General features: G+C 74.0%; 12 protein-coding genes. 2 read left to right on the forward strand and 10 right to left on the reverse strand.

Annotated elements, in window-relative coordinates; genetic code table 11:
* Window positions 1-406 (forward strand): IS30 family transposase (locus AB0G35_RS30295; protein WP_360956102.1); only part of this gene is annotated, 406 nt, incomplete at its 5' end.
* A gap of 70 nt (window positions 407-476) precedes the next feature.
* Here AB0G35_RS30295 and AB0G35_RS30300 read toward each other — a convergent pair.
* From AB0G35_RS30300 to AB0G35_RS30330, 7 genes are all read right to left on the reverse strand, one after another.
* Window positions 477-2807, reverse strand: coding sequence for a xanthine dehydrogenase family protein molybdopterin-binding subunit (locus AB0G35_RS30300; protein WP_360956104.1), 2331 nt, complete (start codon window positions 2805-2807; stop codon window positions 477-479).
* On the reverse strand, window positions 2804-4942 hold the full coding sequence (locus AB0G35_RS30305) for a 2Fe-2S iron-sulfur cluster-binding protein (protein WP_360956106.1): 2139 nt from the start codon (window positions 4940-4942) through the stop codon (window positions 2804-2806). Before AB0G35_RS30305 ends, AB0G35_RS30300 begins: the two co-directional genes overlap by 4 nt.
* A complete protein-coding gene (locus AB0G35_RS30310; RefSeq protein WP_360956108.1) occupies window positions 4939-5835 on the reverse strand; it encodes an FAD binding domain-containing protein in 897 nt (298 codons plus the stop codon). The genes AB0G35_RS30305 and AB0G35_RS30310 overlap by 4 nt, the downstream gene beginning before the upstream one ends.
* Before the next feature lie 347 nt (window positions 5836-6182).
* Window positions 6183-7919, reverse strand: coding sequence for a beta-N-acetylhexosaminidase (locus tag AB0G35_RS30315; protein ID WP_360956110.1), 1737 nt, complete (start codon window positions 7917-7919; stop codon window positions 6183-6185).
* 293 nt (window positions 7920-8212) lie between these two features.
* Window positions 8213-8506 (reverse strand): DUF3039 domain-containing protein, encoded by a 294-nt coding sequence (locus AB0G35_RS30320; protein ID WP_360956112.1) that lies wholly within the window; start codon window positions 8504-8506, stop codon window positions 8213-8215.
* A 237-nt stretch (window positions 8507-8743) separates the two neighbouring features.
* The gene (locus AB0G35_RS30325; protein WP_360956114.1) at window positions 8744-9424 is read right to left on the reverse strand and encodes a hypothetical protein; all 681 of its coding nucleotides are present in this window, start codon (window positions 9422-9424) and stop codon (window positions 8744-8746) included.
* 203 nt (window positions 9425-9627) lie between these two features.
* Entirely contained in the window at window positions 9628-10299 is a 672-nt protein-coding gene (locus AB0G35_RS30330; protein ID WP_360956116.1) for a YqgE/AlgH family protein, read from the reverse strand.
* A gap of 324 nt (window positions 10300-10623) precedes the next feature.
* Between AB0G35_RS30330 and murA the strand changes: the two genes are divergently transcribed.
* A complete protein-coding gene (gene murA, locus AB0G35_RS30335; RefSeq protein WP_201807702.1) occupies window positions 10624-11970 on the forward strand; it encodes a UDP-N-acetylglucosamine 1-carboxyvinyltransferase in 1347 nt (448 codons plus the stop codon).
* Between the two features lie 271 nt (window positions 11971-12241).
* On the opposite strand, the gene AB0G35_RS30340 is transcribed toward murA, so the two are convergent.
* From AB0G35_RS30340 to AB0G35_RS30350, 3 genes are all read right to left on the reverse strand, one after another.
* The gene (locus tag AB0G35_RS30340; protein WP_006605312.1) at window positions 12242-12523 is read right to left on the reverse strand and encodes an HU family DNA-binding protein; all 282 of its coding nucleotides are present in this window, start codon (window positions 12521-12523) and stop codon (window positions 12242-12244) included.
* Between the two features lie 333 nt (window positions 12524-12856).
* Entirely contained in the window at window positions 12857-14290 is a 1434-nt protein-coding gene (locus AB0G35_RS30345) for an NAD-dependent malic enzyme (RefSeq protein WP_360956119.1), read from the reverse strand.
* Window positions 14291-14692: 402 nt separating this feature from the next.
* A complete protein-coding gene (locus AB0G35_RS30350; RefSeq protein WP_360956120.1) occupies window positions 14693-17107 on the reverse strand; it encodes a UvrD-helicase domain-containing protein in 2415 nt (804 codons plus the stop codon).
* Window positions 17108-17171 lie beyond the last annotated feature (64 nt).

Below are 17171 nucleotides of genomic sequence, written 5' to 3' on the forward strand. Positions count from 1 at the left end.
CACCCTCGTCGAACGTGCCACCCGCTACGTCATGCTGCTGCATCTGCCCGCCGGCCGCACTGCCGAACACGTCCGCGACGCCTTGGTCGAAACCGTCCAGACGCTGCCCTTGCACCTGATGCGGTCCCTGACCTGGGACCAGGGCGCCGAGATGGCCGCCCACGGCTCCTTCACCGTCGCCACCGACGTCCCGGTCTACTTCTGCGACCCGGCCAGCCCATGGCAGCGCGGCAGCAACGAGAACACCAACGGCCTGCTGCGGCAGTACTTCCCCAAGGGCACCGACCTGTCCGTCCACACGCGCGAGCACCTGACCGCCGTCGCCGCCGAACTCAACGGCCGCCCACGCAAAACGCTCGACTGGGAAACCCCAGCCGAGCGCCTGCATAAACTGCTCGCGGCCTGATCAACACAACCACGTGTTGCGACGACCCCCAGAAACCGCCTCCCGTGGCGGGCCGCTTTCGTGTCGGTGACTACTGCTGGATCACCTGGGCGACCGCCGCCTGGGGGCGGATCGGGAGGCGCCCGATGGGGCGGCCGGTGGCGGCGCGGACCGCGGACGCCACGGCGGCCGGGGAGGTGACCACCGGGACCGCGCTGGCGGGCTTGGCGCCGAAGGGGGCGACCACGTCGCGTTCCTCGACGAGTTCGACGATGCGGATGTCGGGGGCGTCGAGCGCGGTCGGCAGGGCGTAGCCGGTCAGGTCGGGGTGGCGGACCTGGCCGCGCGTGGTGCGGAGGTTCTCCATCAGGGCCGCGCCCATGCCCTGGGTGACGCCCGCCTCGATGCGGGCCCTCAGCTGGGCGGGGTTGAGGACCCGGCCGACGTCCTGGGCGACGGTCATCTCGACGACCCTGATGGTGCCCAGTTCGATGTCCACGTCGGCGACGCAGCGGATCGCGCAGAACGCCAGGCCCACGAACGCGTCGCCCTGGCCGCTGTCGTCGAGCGGCTCGGTGGGGTGCGGGCGGCACTGGGCGGTGGCCCAGAGCTCCTTGCCGTCCAGGGCCTCCGCGACGGTGGTGCTGAGCACGCCGTCGTACGAGGTGATCTTGCCGTCGCTGATCTGGAGGAGCTCGGTGGACATGCCGAACTTGTGGGCCAGCGGCTGGAGGAGCTGGGTGCGCACCATCTTGGCGGCGCGTTCCACGGCGCCGCCGGAGACCCAGGTGTGGCGGCCGTGGCAGGCCGGGCCGGCCGGCGGCTGGTCGGTGTCGACGCCGGCGACGTGCACCTCCTCGACCCCGAGGGTCTCCTGGACGATCTGCCGGGCCAGGGTGGAGAAGCCCGAACCGGTCTCCACGGCGGCGCAGATGACGGTCGCGACCGAGCCGCTGACCTTGACGGTGGCGGTGGAGACCTCGTCGGTGCCCTCCGCTCCCAGCATGTGCACCATGCCCAGCGCGTAGCCGACGCCGCGGCGCACCGCGCCGGGTTCGCCCGCGCCCTCGGGACCGCCCGGCAGCAGCCATTCCGCTTCGGGGGTGTCCTTGGGCAGTTCGGGCAGCGGCGCCTCCTTCACGGCGCGCAGCAGCTCGGCCACCGGGGCGGGGCAGGTCACCGTCTGGCCCGTGGGGAGCAGATCGCCGGTGGCCATGACGTTGCGCAGGCGGATCTCGTGCGGCTCCAGGCCCAGTCGGGCGGCGAGCTTGTCCATCTGGCCCTCGTAGGCGGCGCAGACCTGCATCGCGCCCTCGCCACGGACGTGCCCGGACGGCGGGTTGTTGGTGCGCACCGCCCAGCCGTCGACGACCGCGTGCGGGACGACGTACGGGCCGCAGGCGAAGGAGACCGCGGCGGCCAGCGCGTCGGCGGAGGTGTCCGCGTACGCCCCGGCGTCCATCAGGATCTGCGCCTCGACCTTGACCAGCTTGCCGTCGGCGTCCGCGTGGTGGCGGTAGCGCAGCAGCGTCGGGTGGCGGTGGGCGTGCGCGAGGAAGGACTCCTCGCGGGTGGCGGCCAGTTTGACGGGGCAGCCGGTGCGCAGCGCCAGCAGGCCGAGCGGGAGCTGGATGCCGGGGTCCTCGCGGTCGGCGGTGGCACCGGGGACGCCGGTCACCACGACCTTGACCTGCTCGGGGGCCAGGCCGAAGGAGGCGGCGGCCAGGTCGCGGTCGGTGTGCGGGTCCGTGGAGGCGGTGTAGATCTCCACCCCGCCGTCGGGGCGCGGCACGGCGAGTCCGGCCTCGGCCCCGATGGGTGCCGGGTCCTGGCGGCCGATCCGGTAGAGGCCCTCGACCATCACCTCGCCCACGGCGTCGGCGTCACCGAAGCGGAGCGGGATGTGCCGGATGAGGTTGCCGTCGGGGTGCAGCGGCTCGGCCTCGAAGGCGAGCTGGGGGTCGGTGACCGGCTCCAGGACCTCGTACTCGACGGCGATGGCGGCAGCGGCCAGCCGCGCCGTGTCGGGGTGGTCGGCGGCCACCGCGGCGATCGGCTCACCGTGGTGGCGGACCTCGTCCTTGGCGAACACCGGGCGGTCGGCGACGCCCCGGCCGTGCCCCGCGTCCCCGGGCACGTCCTCGTGCGTGACGACGACGCGCACGCCGGGCATCTCCGCGGCGTGCTTGGTGTCGACGGACAGGATCCGGGCGCGCGGGTGCGGGGAGCGCAGCACCGCCGCCCACAGCAGGCCCTCGGCCCACAGGTCGGCCGCGTACGGGAAGGTGCCCTCGGTCTTCGCGGCCGCGTCGGCGGACGGCAGGGAGACGCCCAGGCCGTGCGGCGGCGCGTCGTCGGGCATCTCGACGCCCGCGGCGGGGGTTGCGGTGACGGTGCCGGCGCCCTCGGACGTTCCGGTCATGCCGAGCCTCCCGGGTGCGGATCCTGGTCGTGCGGGGCGTGGCCCATGGAATCGGCGGGGCCCGCCTGGTGGGGGATGCGTGCGGTGTCCGCCGGGGGCGCCGCGGCCTCGTCGTCCGCCGTCTCGTAGGCGGCCTCGGCGGCCTCCGCACGGGCCTTGACGACCTCTTCGACGGCCTCCAGGACACCCCGGTATCCGGAGCAGCGGCACAGGTTGCCGCACAGCGCCTTACGGGTCTCCAGTTCGCTGGGGGCGTGGTTGCCCTCCAACAGGTCGTGCACGGTCATCGCCATGCCCGGTACGCAGAAGCCGCACTGCACGGCACCGGACGCGGCGAGCGCACGCTGCACGTCGGAGGGCACGCCGTTCTCCGCGAGCCCCTCGACGGTACGCACCTCGCTGCCCGCCGTGGTGGCCGCGGGCACCAGGCAGGAGGCCACCAGCCGCCCGTCCACCTGGACCGAGCAGGCGCCGCACTCCCCCTGGGAGCAGCCGTCCTTGGCCCCGGCCAGACCGAGCCGCTCGCGCAGCACGTACAGCAGCGATTCGCCGATCCAGGCGTCGGTGACCGGCCGGTCGATGCCGTTGACGCGCAGCACGTAGGAGGCGCTGGGGTGTTCGTCGTGGAAGGCCGGTTCGTCCGCGGGGAGGGACGGGGTGGTGGACGGGTCGTCGTCGCCCGCGCCGGCGGCCGCCTCGTCGGGGGCGGGCCGCTCCTCGGTGACGGCCCGGTCCTCGGCGGCTGCCGGAGGCTCGGAGCCGGCCGTTCCCTCGTCGGCGGAGCCCTCGGGCGCATCCGGCGAAGGCGACGCGTCCTGTGAAGGCGACGCGGCGGGCGCGGCGGACGGCTCCGGGGCCGGGCCCTCCGTGGCCGCGCCGAACTCCGCGGCGTGGTCCGGCCGTTGTGCGGTGTGCTCGGGCTCCCCCATGGCGTGGTCCGGCTGCTCCGCGGCGTGGTCCGGCCGGTGCTGTGGTGCCGGTTCCCCGGCCTCGGGGGCCGTCCAGGCACCGGCGGCGGCCGGGGTGGCGGGCGCGTCGGCTGCGGCGTCGTGGTGGTCCGCCGCCGCGTCGTGGTGGTCGGGCGCGGCGTCGTGGTGGTCGGGCGCGGCGTCGTGGTGGTCCGCCGCCGCGTCGTCGTGCGACGGCCGGTCGGTGTCCGGGGCGGGCGGCCACTGGGCCAGCGCGTCGGCGGGCAGCGACCAGTGGCCGGTCGCGCCGGCGGCCGCGGGGTCCGGTCCGGGGTCCTGGTCGTGGCCGGGCGCCCGGCCGTGGTCCGCGAGGCCGTTGCCGGGCGCGTAACCGCCGTTCAGGGGGCCGCTGTAGGGATCGTCCGCCGACGGTGCCGGGGCGGCCTCCTGGGGCTCCTCGGTGGCCGCGGGGGCGCCGCTGGTGGCGCTCAGGCCGGCGGTGAAGTTCCAGTGGCCGGTGCGGGCGGTGTCCGCCGTGGTGGCGCTCTCGTACGCGCCGGAGCCCGGGTAGCCGCCCTGGTAGCCGGCGCCGGTGCCCGTGAGGCCCTGGTGCCCGGGGTGGCCCTGGTGGCCGGGGTGGCCCTGGTGGCCGGGCTGGCCGGTGGGGTGGCCCGGGTGGCCCGTCAGCCGGTCGTCGCCGACCAGGTACTCGCCGGACTCCTCCAGGCCGTCGTCAGCCGCCGGGATGCTCCAGGAGGCGGAGGCCTCGGCGCTGCCCGCCACCGGCCACTCCACGGTGTCCGGGCCCCACGCACGGGCGGCCTCGGGCGCGCCGCCCTGGTAGTGCGCGGCGCCGCCCTGGTGGGCGGGGTCGTGTGCGGGCGCGCCGTATCCGGCGGAGGGGTCGGCGTACCCGGCCGCCCGGTCGGTGAACGGCATGGTCCACTGCCCGGTGGCCGCGGGGTCGGTGCCCGCGGCGGGGGCCTGCGGGGTGTGCGCGTGCGGGGTGAAGGACGCCGGCGGGGTGTAGCCGTGACCGGGCGCGGCGAGCGGGTCGGCCCCCGGGGTGGGGTAGCCGGGCGTCCGGCCGCCGTAGACCCCGGTGGTGAAGCCCTCCGGGAGCTGGACGAAGGCCGTCGCCTCGGACTCGTACTCGCCGCCCTGGGGCAGCGGTTGCCAGCCCTGGTCGGCGTGCGGCTGCTGCGGATGACGGTTGTCTTCGCTCACGAGAGCGCCCTCCCAAGTGCGCGGCGGGCCAGGGCTGCCACCGTACGGCGCAGGTGAAGCGCGGCCGGCGGCAGGGTCGCCGGTTCGGAACCGTCCTCCGGTGGGGCCGGGTCGGGGATGCAGGCGGCGGCGACGTAGTCCCCGAAGGCCGTCAGCGCCTCGGGCACCAGGCCGCGTTCGCCGTCCCAGTCGATGAGCGAGGCCACCCACTGCTCGGCCTCCAGGGGCCGCAGCGGCATCGCGGCGACCGCGCCGACCGCGCAGCGCACCCCGCGCCGGGCGGGGTCGAGGACCAGCGCCACCGACGCGGTGGCCCGGCCGGGGCCGGTGCGGCCGGTGGCTTTGAGGAAGGCCTGCGGGGCGTGCAGCAGCGGCACCCGTACGTAGCCGACGAGTTCGCCGGGGTGCAGCATCTCGTGGCCCGCCAGGAGGTGGCTGACCGGGATCTCGCGGCGGGCGCCCTCGGGGCCGGCGATGATCACCGTGGCCTCCAGGGCGGCCAGCACCGGAAGCGTGTCGCCCGTGGGGGCGGAGGTGACGATGTTGCCGCCGAGGGTGCCGGCGTTGCGGATCTGCGGCGGGCCGGCCGCGCGCGCGGCGGCGGCCAGGCCGGGGATGAGGGCGGCGAAGTCGGGGCGCCCCATACGGGCGAGGGTCAGGCCGGCGCCGAGCAGCGCATGGCCGTCCAGGTACTGCCAGCCGCGGATCTCGCTGATCCGGCCGAGGCCCACCAGGGCGGCGGGTCTGAGGAGTCCGGCGTTGACCGCCGCCATGAGGTCGGTGCCGCCCGCGACGGGCACGGCGGCGGGCATCGCGGTGAGTGCCGCCACGGCCTCGTCGAGCGAGGCCGGCAACGTCACCGTGTGCGACGCGTGCGGTGCGTGCGTGGTCAAGCCAGCTGCCCCTTCCCCGGTGGTGTCCCGGCAGTTCCGCTCCGCCGTACGGTACGTGCTCACGGCCCGGACGTGGCAACTCTGGCACATCTTCCCGGGCCCTCGGCGCGAGGGTCCGCGAAGGGACGATCCGTCCCCGGGCAGGGTGCTGGTCCGGATTCGTCCGCCACCGCCGGTGAAGTCCGCGGTCGGGGCCCGCCGGCGGGGGCGTGGTGCGGGTGCGGGATGCGCCCGGGCGGGGCGCACCCCGTCGTACGGCGGTGCTCGTACGGCGGTGCGGGGAGGAACCGCCGTGAGCACCACCGTCCCAGGATCCGGCCGTACGGGCGCCCTCCTTGCACCGGGGCTCACACGTTTGGGGGCGCCCCGTCGATCGGGCGTCCGAGCACCCCGGGGCGTTTCTGCCAGGGGCGGGGGCCGCCGGGCGGGCGGTAGTCGACGCCGAGGGCGTCGAGGCGGCCGTAGTGGGCGGCCATCCGGCGGGTGAAGTCCTGGTGGTCGCGGTCGGCCGGGGCCGGCAGGTGCGACCAGGCGACCTCGGCGAACGCGGCGAGCCGGGGGAAGACCTGGTAGTCGAGGCGCTGCCGGCCGTCCACGGCCTCGGTCCAGACGTTGGCCTGGGTGCCGAGGATGTGCGCGGCCTGTTCGTCCGTCAGTTCCGGCGGTACCGGCTCGAAGCGGTGGACGTCCTCCAGGGTCCGTACGTAGCCGATCGGCACCGGCTCGTCCGGGGAGGGGTCCTGACGGTGGTCCAGGTACACCTGCTGTTCGGGGCACATGACGACGTCGTGGCCGGATTTGGCCGCTGCGACCCCGCCGGCGTAGCCCCGCCACGAGGAGACCGCCGCCCCTTCGGCCAGGCCGCCCTCCAGGATCTCGTCCCAGCCGATGAGCCGTCGGCCGCGGTCGGTGAGCCAGCGGTCGAAGTGCCGGATGAACCAGCTCTGCAGTTCGTCCTCGCCGGCCAGCGAGAGTTCGGCGATCCGGGCCTGTGCGGCGGCGGAGGCCCGCCACTGGTCCTTGGGGCACTCGTCACCGCCGATGTGCACGAAGCGGGACGGGAAGAGTTCGAGGACCTCTTCGAGGACGTGCTCGTAGAACCGCAGGGTGGTGTCGGTGGGTGCCAGTACGTTGGGGTTGACGCCCCAGGTGTCCCAGACCTTCAGGGAGGCGGTGTCGATGACGTCGGTGTTGCCGAGTTCGGGATACGCGGCGATGGCGGCCTGCGAGTGACCGGGGACGTCGATCTCGGGGACGACGGTGATGTGCCGCCGGGCGGCGTGGGCGACGATCTCGCGGATGTCGTCCTGGGTGTAGTAGCCGCCGTGCGGGCGCTCGTCCCAGAGGGGGGAGGCGCGGTGGCCGATTTTCGTGCGCTCGCGCCAGGCGCCGGTTTCGGTCAGCTTCGGGTAGCGCCGGATCTCGATGCGCCAGCCCTGGTCGTCGGTCAGGTGCAGGTGCAGGACGTTGAGTTTGTGCGCGGCGAGCAGGTCGAGGTAGCGCAGCGCGCCGTCCTTGGGCAGGAAGTGCCGGGCGACGTCGAGCAGCATGCCGCGCCAGCCGAAGCGGGGGGCGTCCTCGACGGTCAGCTGCGGAAGGACGGCCGGCTGCCCGGGGGTGAGCGGGGCGCGGCGGAAGGCGTGCGGGCCGAGGAGCTGACGGAGCGTCTGGGCGCCCCAGAAGACACCGGCCGGGCCGCCGCCGGTGATCCGTACGCCCCAGCGGGCGTCGGCCTCCAGGCGGTAGCCCTCCTCGGGGAGGGCCGGGTCGAGGTCCAGGGCGAGGGTGTCGGTGGCGTCGGCGGAGCCGGGCGGCAGCGGCAGGCCGAAGGCCTCGCCGAGGGTGACCCGCAGCCAGAGCGCGGTGTCCTCGGTGCCGGGTGCGGCGGCGAGCGCGGTGTCCGGGCCGAGCCGGACGGCGCTGCCGGTGGGCCCGTCGATGCTCAGCGGTGCCGGGATCAGTCCGGCGCCCGGTACGGGAGGGGCGCCGGGGTCGGGAGGGGTTCCCAGTACGGGCGGGGCGCCGGGGGCCGGTCGGGCCGCGGGGGTGTCCGGCTGTCGCGTGGGGCCGTCTGTGTCCGGCATGCCGTCAGTCCTCCACCGCGCCCCCGGGTGCGGGACCGGCCGGCGCTGTAGGCGTACGGAGAGCACCCGCCCGTGCCGCGGGCGGTGTCACGAGCAGTGTCGGGGCCGATGCTGCCATCTGCCGGCGCACTCAGGCCCGCAATCCGGCCATCCCGTCATCCGGCCGCCCCGTCATCCGGCGATCTCGCCACCCGGCCGTCCCGTGATTCCCGGCGGAGCACCGGGGTGTGCGGGCACGACGGCGGGCCCGGGCCCCGAGAGGTCCGGGCCCGTGCCCGCGGGCCGGCCGGCGGTTACTTCTTGCCGCCGTCCTTGCCGCCCTTGTCCTTGTCGCCACCGGCGCCCATGGACTCGTAGATCTCCTTGCACATGGGGCAGACCGGGTACTTCTTCGGGTCGCGGCCCGGGACCCAGACCTTGCCGCACAGCGCCACGACGGGGGTACCGTCGAGCGCGCTCGCCATGATCTTGTCCTTCTGGACGTAGTGGGCGAAGCGCTCGTGGTCGCCGTCGCCGTGCGACACCTGCGGTGTCGGCTCTACGAGGGTCCCGGTACCAGTCCCGCGCTCGGGCTCAAGAGTGCTCATAGCTGCCAAGGGTACTCACGCCCGCGAGGACCCGGCAGCGACGGCCCGCCGCCGGATGGAGCGCGAGACCCGCCGCCGCGACCACGGTCGCCACCCACGGCGGCGCGTACGGGCACAGGCCGACGGCGAGCGCCGGTCGGACGGGGGGCGGGCTCCCGCGGGCGGCCGGGAGCGGGGCCGGCCGACACCGCCCCCGGGAGGCCGCCGCCGGTCCGCTAGGAGGCCGCCACCGGTCCGCTAGGAAGCCACCGCCAGTCCGTCCCGGTCGCCGGACGTCAGGCCCAGCCTCTCGGCGAAGGCCAGCGCGGCCTCCGGCCGGACCTCGTACCAGGAGTCCTTGTCGCAGACCGCGTCCAGCAGCGCGGCGATCTCCGGCGCGCCGACCGCCCGGGCCTCGGCGGCGGCCATGAAGGCGCGGACCGCGTCCGCCGCGTCGACCTCGCTCTCCGTGCGGGCCACGAGGTCGTCGACGATCCGGTCGATCGACGCGTCACCGGGCGCGGCCCAGCTCATCGCCATCTCCAGGCCGTCGTCCGGCAGCTTCTCGGGATACGGGGCGCGCGCCCAGGCGCCGTCCTGCCACCAGTAGACGAACCCGAAGAGGTTGCCCTGGGCGTCGTCCCGCAACTGCTCCCAGGGCAGCCATTCGGGGCCGCCGGCCAGGAAGTCGATCTGGCGGTCGCCGCTGTGGGTGTAGCTGCCGTCCGAGTCCTGGCCGCAGAGCAGCGCCCGGCCGCCGTCGTACAGCTTCAGCCGCCACCAGTAGCTGCCGCCGCCGTTCCAGCACTCAAGTCCGTGCTTCCCCCAGGAGAACTCGTCCGAGTCGTCCACCGCCGCGGCGACCACCGCGAGCGTCGCGGCCCGCGCCCACAGCCGCTCCGGATGATCGAGGTCCCCGGGCACACTCGGCCTGTGCATGCACTCTCCCCCGCTGTCCCGCGCGGCCCCGCCGTCGCGGCCGCGCACCGTCCCCGTCACGCGAACCATAGCGACGGGCACTGACAATTCCTCATGACGAGGCCGTCACAGTAATCCAACGCTCAACGAAAAATCCGGCGTTCCGCGAGACGGCCCGGCACTCCCCCGGGCCCCGCACGCGACCGGCCCGGCGGCCGCCGTGATCAGTTCAGCGACGGGTCGTCCGGGTACGTGGCGACCATCGCCAACTCGTTGCGCTGCCGCCGCAGGACCGCGCGCCACAGCTGCTCCGGGTCGGGCGAGGAGACGTCGCCCGGCTCGGACTCGACGACGTACCAGGCACCCTCGACCAGCTCGTCCTCCAGCTGGCCCGGGCCCCAGCCCGCGTATCCGGCGAAGATCCGCAGACTGCCCAGTACGGCCGCGAGGAGCTCGGGCGGGGCCTCCAGATCGACCAGGCCGATCGCGCCGTGCACCCGGCGCCAGCCCAGCGGCTCCTCGCCCGGCTGGACGCCCGCGCGGTCGGCGACCTGAGCGCCGGCCGTCTCCCCCGACTCGGCGCCCGGACCGGCGCCCGTACCCATGGGGGGCATGTCGCTCTCGCCGGAGGCGCCGCCGGGCACCACGGCCACCCCGAGCGCCGAATCGAGCGAGACCGGGCCGCCCTGGAAGACCACGCCCGGCTCACCGGTCAGCGCGGCCCAGGGCGCGAGGATGTCCGCGACGCCCACCGGGGTGGGTCGGTTGAGGACCACGCCGAGGGAGCCCTCCTCGTCGTGGTCGAGGAGCAGCACCACCGCGCGGTCGAAGTTCGGGTCCGCAAGCGCGGGCGTCGCGACGAGCAGCCGGCCTGTGAGCGAGGACACCTCGGTCATGGCCACATGATCCCGCACTTCTGCCCCGAGCGGGGGGTCAAAGCCGGGACCGGTGCGAGCGCAGGGCAGGGCGTACGGCGGCAGCCCCGGCGCACGGCGGCGCCGGCGGAAGAGCGCCGGTTTCCACACGGCTTTCTCACAGTGCATTTAAGACAATCCGCAGCTTTTCCGCCAAAAGGCGATTACAGATCAAAGGGTGACCGTAGCGGAGGGTGTTGTGACAAAGCCATTACACGGTCAGAGGCTGCACGGGCCTACGGACACCCCCTCGGACGCCCTTACCATTTCTGCTTGGCCCTGCCCGTCTCCAGGAACGCGAGATCCATGACCGTCTCTACTGACGACGTACTGCTTGTCCACGGCGGCACCCCGCTGGAGGGCGAGATCCGGGTTCGCGGTGCGAAGAACCTTGTGCCCAAGGCCATGGTCGCCGCCCTGCTCGGCAGCGGACCCAGCCGGCTGCGCAACGTGCCCGACATCCGCGACGTACGCGTGGTGCGCGGACTGCTGCAGCTGCACGGCGTCACGGTCCGCCCGGGCGACGAACCCGGCGAGCTGGTCCTCGACCCCTCGCACGTGGAGAGCGCCAACGTCGCGGACATCGACGCGCACGCCGGCTCCTCGCGGATCCCGATCCTGTTCTGCGGCCCGCTGCTGCACCGCCTCGGCCACGCCTTCATCCCGGGTCTGGGCGGCTGCGACATCGGCGGCCGCCCGGTGGACTTCCACTTCGACGTGCTGCGCCAGTTCGGCGCGAAGATCGAGAAGCGCGCCGACGGGCAGTACCTGGAGGCGCCGCACCGGCTGCGCGGCACCAAGATCCGGCTGCCGTACCCGTCGGTCGGCTCGACCGAGCAGGTGCTGCTGACCGCCGTGCTGGCGGAGGGCGTCACCGAGCTGTCGAACGCCGCCGTGGAGCCGGAGATCGAGGACCTGATCTGCGTGCTGCAGAAAATGGGCGCGATCATCTCCATGGACACCGACCGGACGATCCGGATCACCGGTGTCGACAAGCTCAACGGCTACACCCACCGGGCCCTCCCGGACCGCCTGGAGGCCGCCTCCTGGGCGTCCGCGGCGCTCGCCACCGAGGGCAACATCTACGTCCGGGGCGCCCAGCAGCGCTCCATGATGACCTTCCTCAACACCTTCCGGAAGGTCGGCGGCGCCTTCGAGATCGACGACGAGGGCATCCGCTTCTGGCACCCGGGCGGCTCGCTCAACGCCATCGCCCTGGAGACCGACGTCCACCCCGGTTTCCAGACCGACTGGCAGCAGCCGCTGGTCGTGGCCCTCACCCAGGCGTCCGGCCTGTCCATCGTCCACGAGACGGTGTACGAGTCCCGGCTCGGCTTCACCTCCGCGCTCAACCAGATGGGCGCGCACATCCAGCTCTACCGGGAGTGCCTGGGCGGCTCGGCCTGCCGTTTCGGCCAGCGCAACTTCCTGCACTCCGCGGTGGTCTCCGGGCCGACCAAGCTGCAGGGGTCCGACCTGGTCATCCCCGACCTGCGCGGCGGCTTCTCGTACCTGATCGCGGCGCTGGCGGCGCAGGGCACCTCCCGGGTGCACGGCATCGACCTGATCAACCGCGGCTACGAGAACTTCATGGAGAAGCTCGTCGAGCTGGGCGGCCACGTGGAGCTGCCCAACGGGGCGCTGAGCCACTGACGGCGCCCGGGCGGCACGGCCCGCGCCGACGCCCGTACGAACACGCCTGAGGGGCGGCCACCGAAACCGGTGGCCGCCCCTCAGGGCCGTCTGGGGCCCGCCCGGGCCACGGGATGACCCGGGAGGTGCCGGGCGGCGTACGCGGCCCCGTACGGCCGCGGTGGCGCCCCGGAGGCCGGCAGGAAGGGGTGCAGCAGGGCCGCGCGGGGCGCGGGTACGACAAAGGCGGCCGCCCCAGGGGGCAGCCGCCTCGTTACGCCGGGTCAGGGCGTCACTTGCCCTTAGCGGCTTCCTTGAGCTTGGAGCCCGCGGAGACCTTCACGCTGTAGCCGGCCGGGATCTGGATCGGGTCGCCGGTCTGCGGGTTGCGCGCGGTGCGAGCGGCACGGTGGGTGCGCTCGAAGGTCAGGAAGCCGGGGATGGTGACCTTCTCGTCGCCCTTCGCGACGACCTCGCCGGTCACCTCGGCGAGGGCGGCCAGAACGGCGTCGGCGTCCTTGCGGGTCACCTCGGCGCGATCGGCCAGAGCGGCCACCAGCTCACTGCGGTTCATGTTTGTACTCCCGTGTTCTTCTTGCCAATGAGGCGTGCCACGCGGCGCGGAGCCGCATGTTGGGCACAGCGAAGCCGATGCTGCCAGGGTCCTCGGACAGTCCCCGGACCCGGGTCTGCCTGCCAGACCCTCGCGCCCGAATACGCATCCTGCCCCTACCTGCGGCAGTAAAGCCAATCCGGCGCCCTGGCGGGTCACACGAAAAGCGCCACTGCCACGCGGTGGTGACGTTCCGCATCGTTCCGCTCCGGGCCGGATCCACAGGATGGCGGCCATTGCTGCCCGCCACCCTATGGGGGCCGTCGTGACGGCGTGTCCCGCGACGCGCCGTCGTCAGACCGTCGTGGCCGTCGTCACAGCCGGGTCGCTGCCCTTGGCCGCCTCCCGCACCGCACCGGCCACCGCTCCCGCGACCTTCTCGTTGAAGACGCTGGGAATGATGTAGTTCGGGTTGACCTCGTCCTCCAGGACGACGTCCGCGAGGGCGCGGGCCGCGGCCAGCATCATCTCGGTGTTCACCGTACGGGAGTGGGCGTCCAGGAGGCCGCGGAATACACCGGGGAACACCAGGACGTTGTTGATCTGGTTCGGGAAGTCGGAGCGGCCGGTGGCCACGACGGCGGCGGTCTGCCGGGCGATCGCCGGGTCGACCTCCGGGTCGGGGTTGGCGAGTGCGAAGACGATCGCGCCGTCGGCCATCTTGGCCACGTCGTCGCCGTCGAGGACGTTGGGCGCCGAGACGCCGATGAAGACGTCCGCGCCGACCACGGCCTCCTTGAGGGTGCCGGTGACGCCGTCGGGGTTGGTGTTGTCGGCGATCCAGCGCAGCGCCGAGTCCGGGTCGGCGTCGACCAGGTCCGTGCGGCCGGCGTGCACCACGCCGTGGATGTCCGCGACGACGGCGTGCCCGACGCCGGCGGCCAGCAGCAGCTTGAGGATGGCGGTGCCGGCCGCGCCGGCGCCGGACATCACGACCCGGACGTCCTCGATCTTCTTGCCGACGACGCGCAGCGCGTTGGTGAGCGCGGCGAGCACCACGATGGCGGTGCCGTGCTGGTCGTCGTGGAAGACCGGGATGTCCAGCGCCTCACGCAACCGCGCCTCGATCTCGAAGCAGCGGGGCGCGGAGATGTCCTCCAGGTTGATGCCGGCGAAGCCGGGGGCGATGGCCTTGACGATCTCCACGATGGCGTCGGTGTCCTGGGTGTCCAGGCACAGCGGCCAGGCGTCGATGCCGGCGAAGCGCTTGAAGAGGGCCGCCTTGCCCTCCATGACGGGCAGTGCGGCCTTGGGGCCGATGTTGCCCAGGCCCAGGACCGCGGAGCCGTCCGTGACGACCGCGACGCTGTTGCGCTTGATCGTCAGCCGGCGGGCGTCCTCGGGGTTGTCGGCGATGGCCTGGCAGACCCGGGCGACGCCGGGGGTGTAGACCATGGAGAGGTCGTCGCGGTTGCGGATCGGGTGCTTCGACGACATCTCGATCTTGCCGCCGAGGTGCATCAGGAACGTACGGTCGGACACCTTGCCGAGCGAGACGCCCTCGATGGTGCGGAGCTGCTCGACGATCTCGTTGGCGTGCGCGGTCGAGGTGGCCGCGATGGTGACGTCGATCCGGAGCTTCTCGTGCCCGGACGCAGTGACGTCGAGGCCGGTCACCGAGCCTCCGTGGGACTCGACGGCCGTGGTGAGCTGGGAGACCGCGGTTCCGCTCGCGGGCACCTCCAGCCGGACCGTCATCGAGTAGGAGACGCTGGGCGCCGTTGCCATGGCCGACTTCCTCTGCTTTCACCGTGTCGCTGTGTATCGCTGCGTGTCACAGCGTTGTGCCGTCCGATCGTCGCACCTACCCCTGAGTACGCGGTAGCCGCCCGGGGTTGCGAACGTTGTGTTCACCGGGAGGCGGCGACTTCGGAAAATGGCTTCCACCATACGAGAAATGACCAGGCAAGCAAAGAGGCCCACATCACCTGGTGACGTGGGCCTCAGAAGCAAGTGACACCGACCCGCCATGCTCGCCTCGCGGCAAGTGGTCGCTCGTAGCGACGATGGTTGGGCCCGGGGGCTTGGATCGAGCCGGTGCCGTCACCCAGGCTAACAAACCATCTCCGGAAGCGAATCCCGTCGTCGGGTACGGATTTCAGGTCCCTCCGTACGGGCTCCCGGCCGGGCTCAGTCCCTCAACAGGTCGGGCACCCCGGCCGCGTCCGGCTCGTCGCGCCCGGCGGACAGCACGGTCAGCTGCTGGGTGGCCCGGGTCAGCGCCACGTACAGCACCCGCAGCCCGGCCGGGGACTCGTCGGCGATCTCGGCCGGCGACACCACCAGCGTGGCGTCGTACTCCAGGCCCTTCGCCTCCAGGGAGCCCAGCGCCACCACCCGGCCCCCGAGCGGGGCCAGCCAGCGGCGGGCCTGCGCACGGCGGTGCATCGCCACCACGACGCCGACCGTGCCGTCCACCTCGCCCAGCAGCCGCTCGGCCTCCGCCACCGTCGCCGCGGCCAGCGCGCCCCCGTCGGCGGGCCCGGCGCCGTCCCCGACGACCGCGAAGCGCGGCTCCAGACCCGTCGAGCGGACCGCCTTCGGCGACTGCATGCCGGGCATCGCCAGCGCCAGCACCCTCCCGGCCAGCTCGGCGATCTCCGCGGGGTTGCGGTAGTTGACGGTGAGGGTGAAGCGGCGGCGCGGGCGGGTGCCGAGCGCCTCGTCGCGGGCGGCGGCCGCCTCGTCCGGGTCGGACCACGAGGACTGCGCCGGGTCGCCGACCACGGTCCAGGTGGCGTGCCGGCCGCGGCGGCCGACCATCCGCCACTGCATGGGCGTCAGGTCCTGCGCCTCGTCGACGATCACATGGGCGTAGTCGGTGCGCTCCTCCTCCAGGCGCTCACGCCGGCCGCGGCCGCCGCCGTTGCGGTCCGCGTACGTCGTCAGCTCCTCCAGGCCGGTCAGGTGCTCCAGCGGGTCGGCCTCGCGCGGGCGGGCCGGGCGCATCGGGGCGCCGAGGATCTGCTGCAGCTCGTCCAGCAGGGCGACGTCGTGCACCGACAGCGGGCCGTGCCCGGAGGCGTCCAACCGGCCCAGGGAACGCGCCAGTTGGCGCACCTCGCGCGGGTTGAGGACGCGGCGCGCCCAGCGGCCCAGCAGCTTCTCGTCGGCCATCGCGGCGAGCACGGCACGCGGGGTCAGCTCGGGCCACCAGGCGTCCAGGAACTCCTGGAACGAGGCCTCGGTGACGAGGTCCTCGTCGAAGCCCTGACGGGCCTCGGCGGCGAGCTCGGGGTCGGTGTAGCGGCGGCCGGCGCCCGACTTGGCCCACAGGGCGTCCAGGATCAGGCGGCGGGCCCGCGGGCGCAGCAGGTTGACCGGCGCGGTGCCGCCGAGCGCGGACTGCCGGACGGCGCGCAGCTCGTCGGCGCCCAGCTCGATCCGGGAGCCGAAGGCGACGACCCGGAGCCGGTCGGTCCGTACCGCCGGCGCGGTCTCCTCCTCGTCGCCGAACGCGAGCTGGCCCGCCGGTCCGGGCGCGGGCGCTGTGCCGCCCGGGGACAGCTCCAGGGCGGCCCGGGCGGCCTTGCGCAGCAGCTTCTGCATCCGCGACGAGCCCTTGATCCGGGCCACCGCCGGCGGGTCGTACGCGGTCGCCTCCGCGCCGTCGACGAGCGAGCCGAGCGCCCGGATGGCGACCTGGCCCTCCTCGCCGAGCGACGGCAGCACGCCCTCGGTGTAGGCGACCAGCAGCGGCGTCGGGGAGACGATCAGGATGCCGCCGGCGTAGCGGCGGCGGTCCTGGTAGAGGAGGTAGGCGGCGCGGTGCAGGGCGACCGCGGTCTTGCCGGTGCCCGGCCCGCCCTCGACCTCGGTGACGGAGGCGGCGGGCGCCCGGATCACCATGTCCTGCTCGGCCTGGATGGACGCGACGATGTCCCGCATGGTGTGGCTGCGGGCCCGGCCGAGCGCGGCCATCAGCGCGCCGTCACCGATCGCCGGGAGCTCCTCGCCGTCCAGCGTGGCGGTGATCTCCGGGCGCATCAGATCGTCCTCGACGCCGAGCACCTTGCGGCCCTTGGAGCGGATCACCCGGCGGCGGACGACCCGGCCGGGCGCCACCGGGGTGGCGCGGTAGAAGGGCGCGGCGGCCGGCGCCCGCCAGTCGATGACCAGCGGGGAGTAGTCCGCGTCGAGGACGCCGAGCCGGCCGATGTGCAGCGTCTCGGCGATCTCGGCACGGTTGGCCACGACCGCGCCGTCGGCCGGCTCGACGGAGGTGTACGCGCCGTCCGGGCCCTTCTTGCCGTCCTTGCCGAGGAGCAGGTCGATCCGCCCGAAGAGGAAGTCCTCGTACTCGGAGTTGAGCCGGTGGAGGTGGACACCGGCCTGGAAGACCTGGGCGTCCCGCTCGGCGAGCGCGCCGGGCGTGCCGACCTGGCCGCGCTTGGCGGCGTCGTCCATGAGGAACTCCGCCTCGTGGATCTTCTCCTCAAGGCGCCGGTAGACGCGGTCCAGGTGCGTCTGCTCGGCCTCGATCTCGCGGGCGCGAACCGATTCCGAGGCGTGGTCCGGTGCGTGCGTGGCGTTCTGCGCGGCCACCCAGGCCCCCTTCTGCTGTGCGTAGGGCAGCCGTCAACCGTACGCGAACCGGGCACCGTGCGCA

The organism is Streptomyces sp. NPDC021749, assembly GCF_040640655.1.
In the GTDB taxonomy this organism is placed as follows: Bacteria; Actinomycetota; Actinomycetes; order Streptomycetales; family Streptomycetaceae; genus Streptomyces.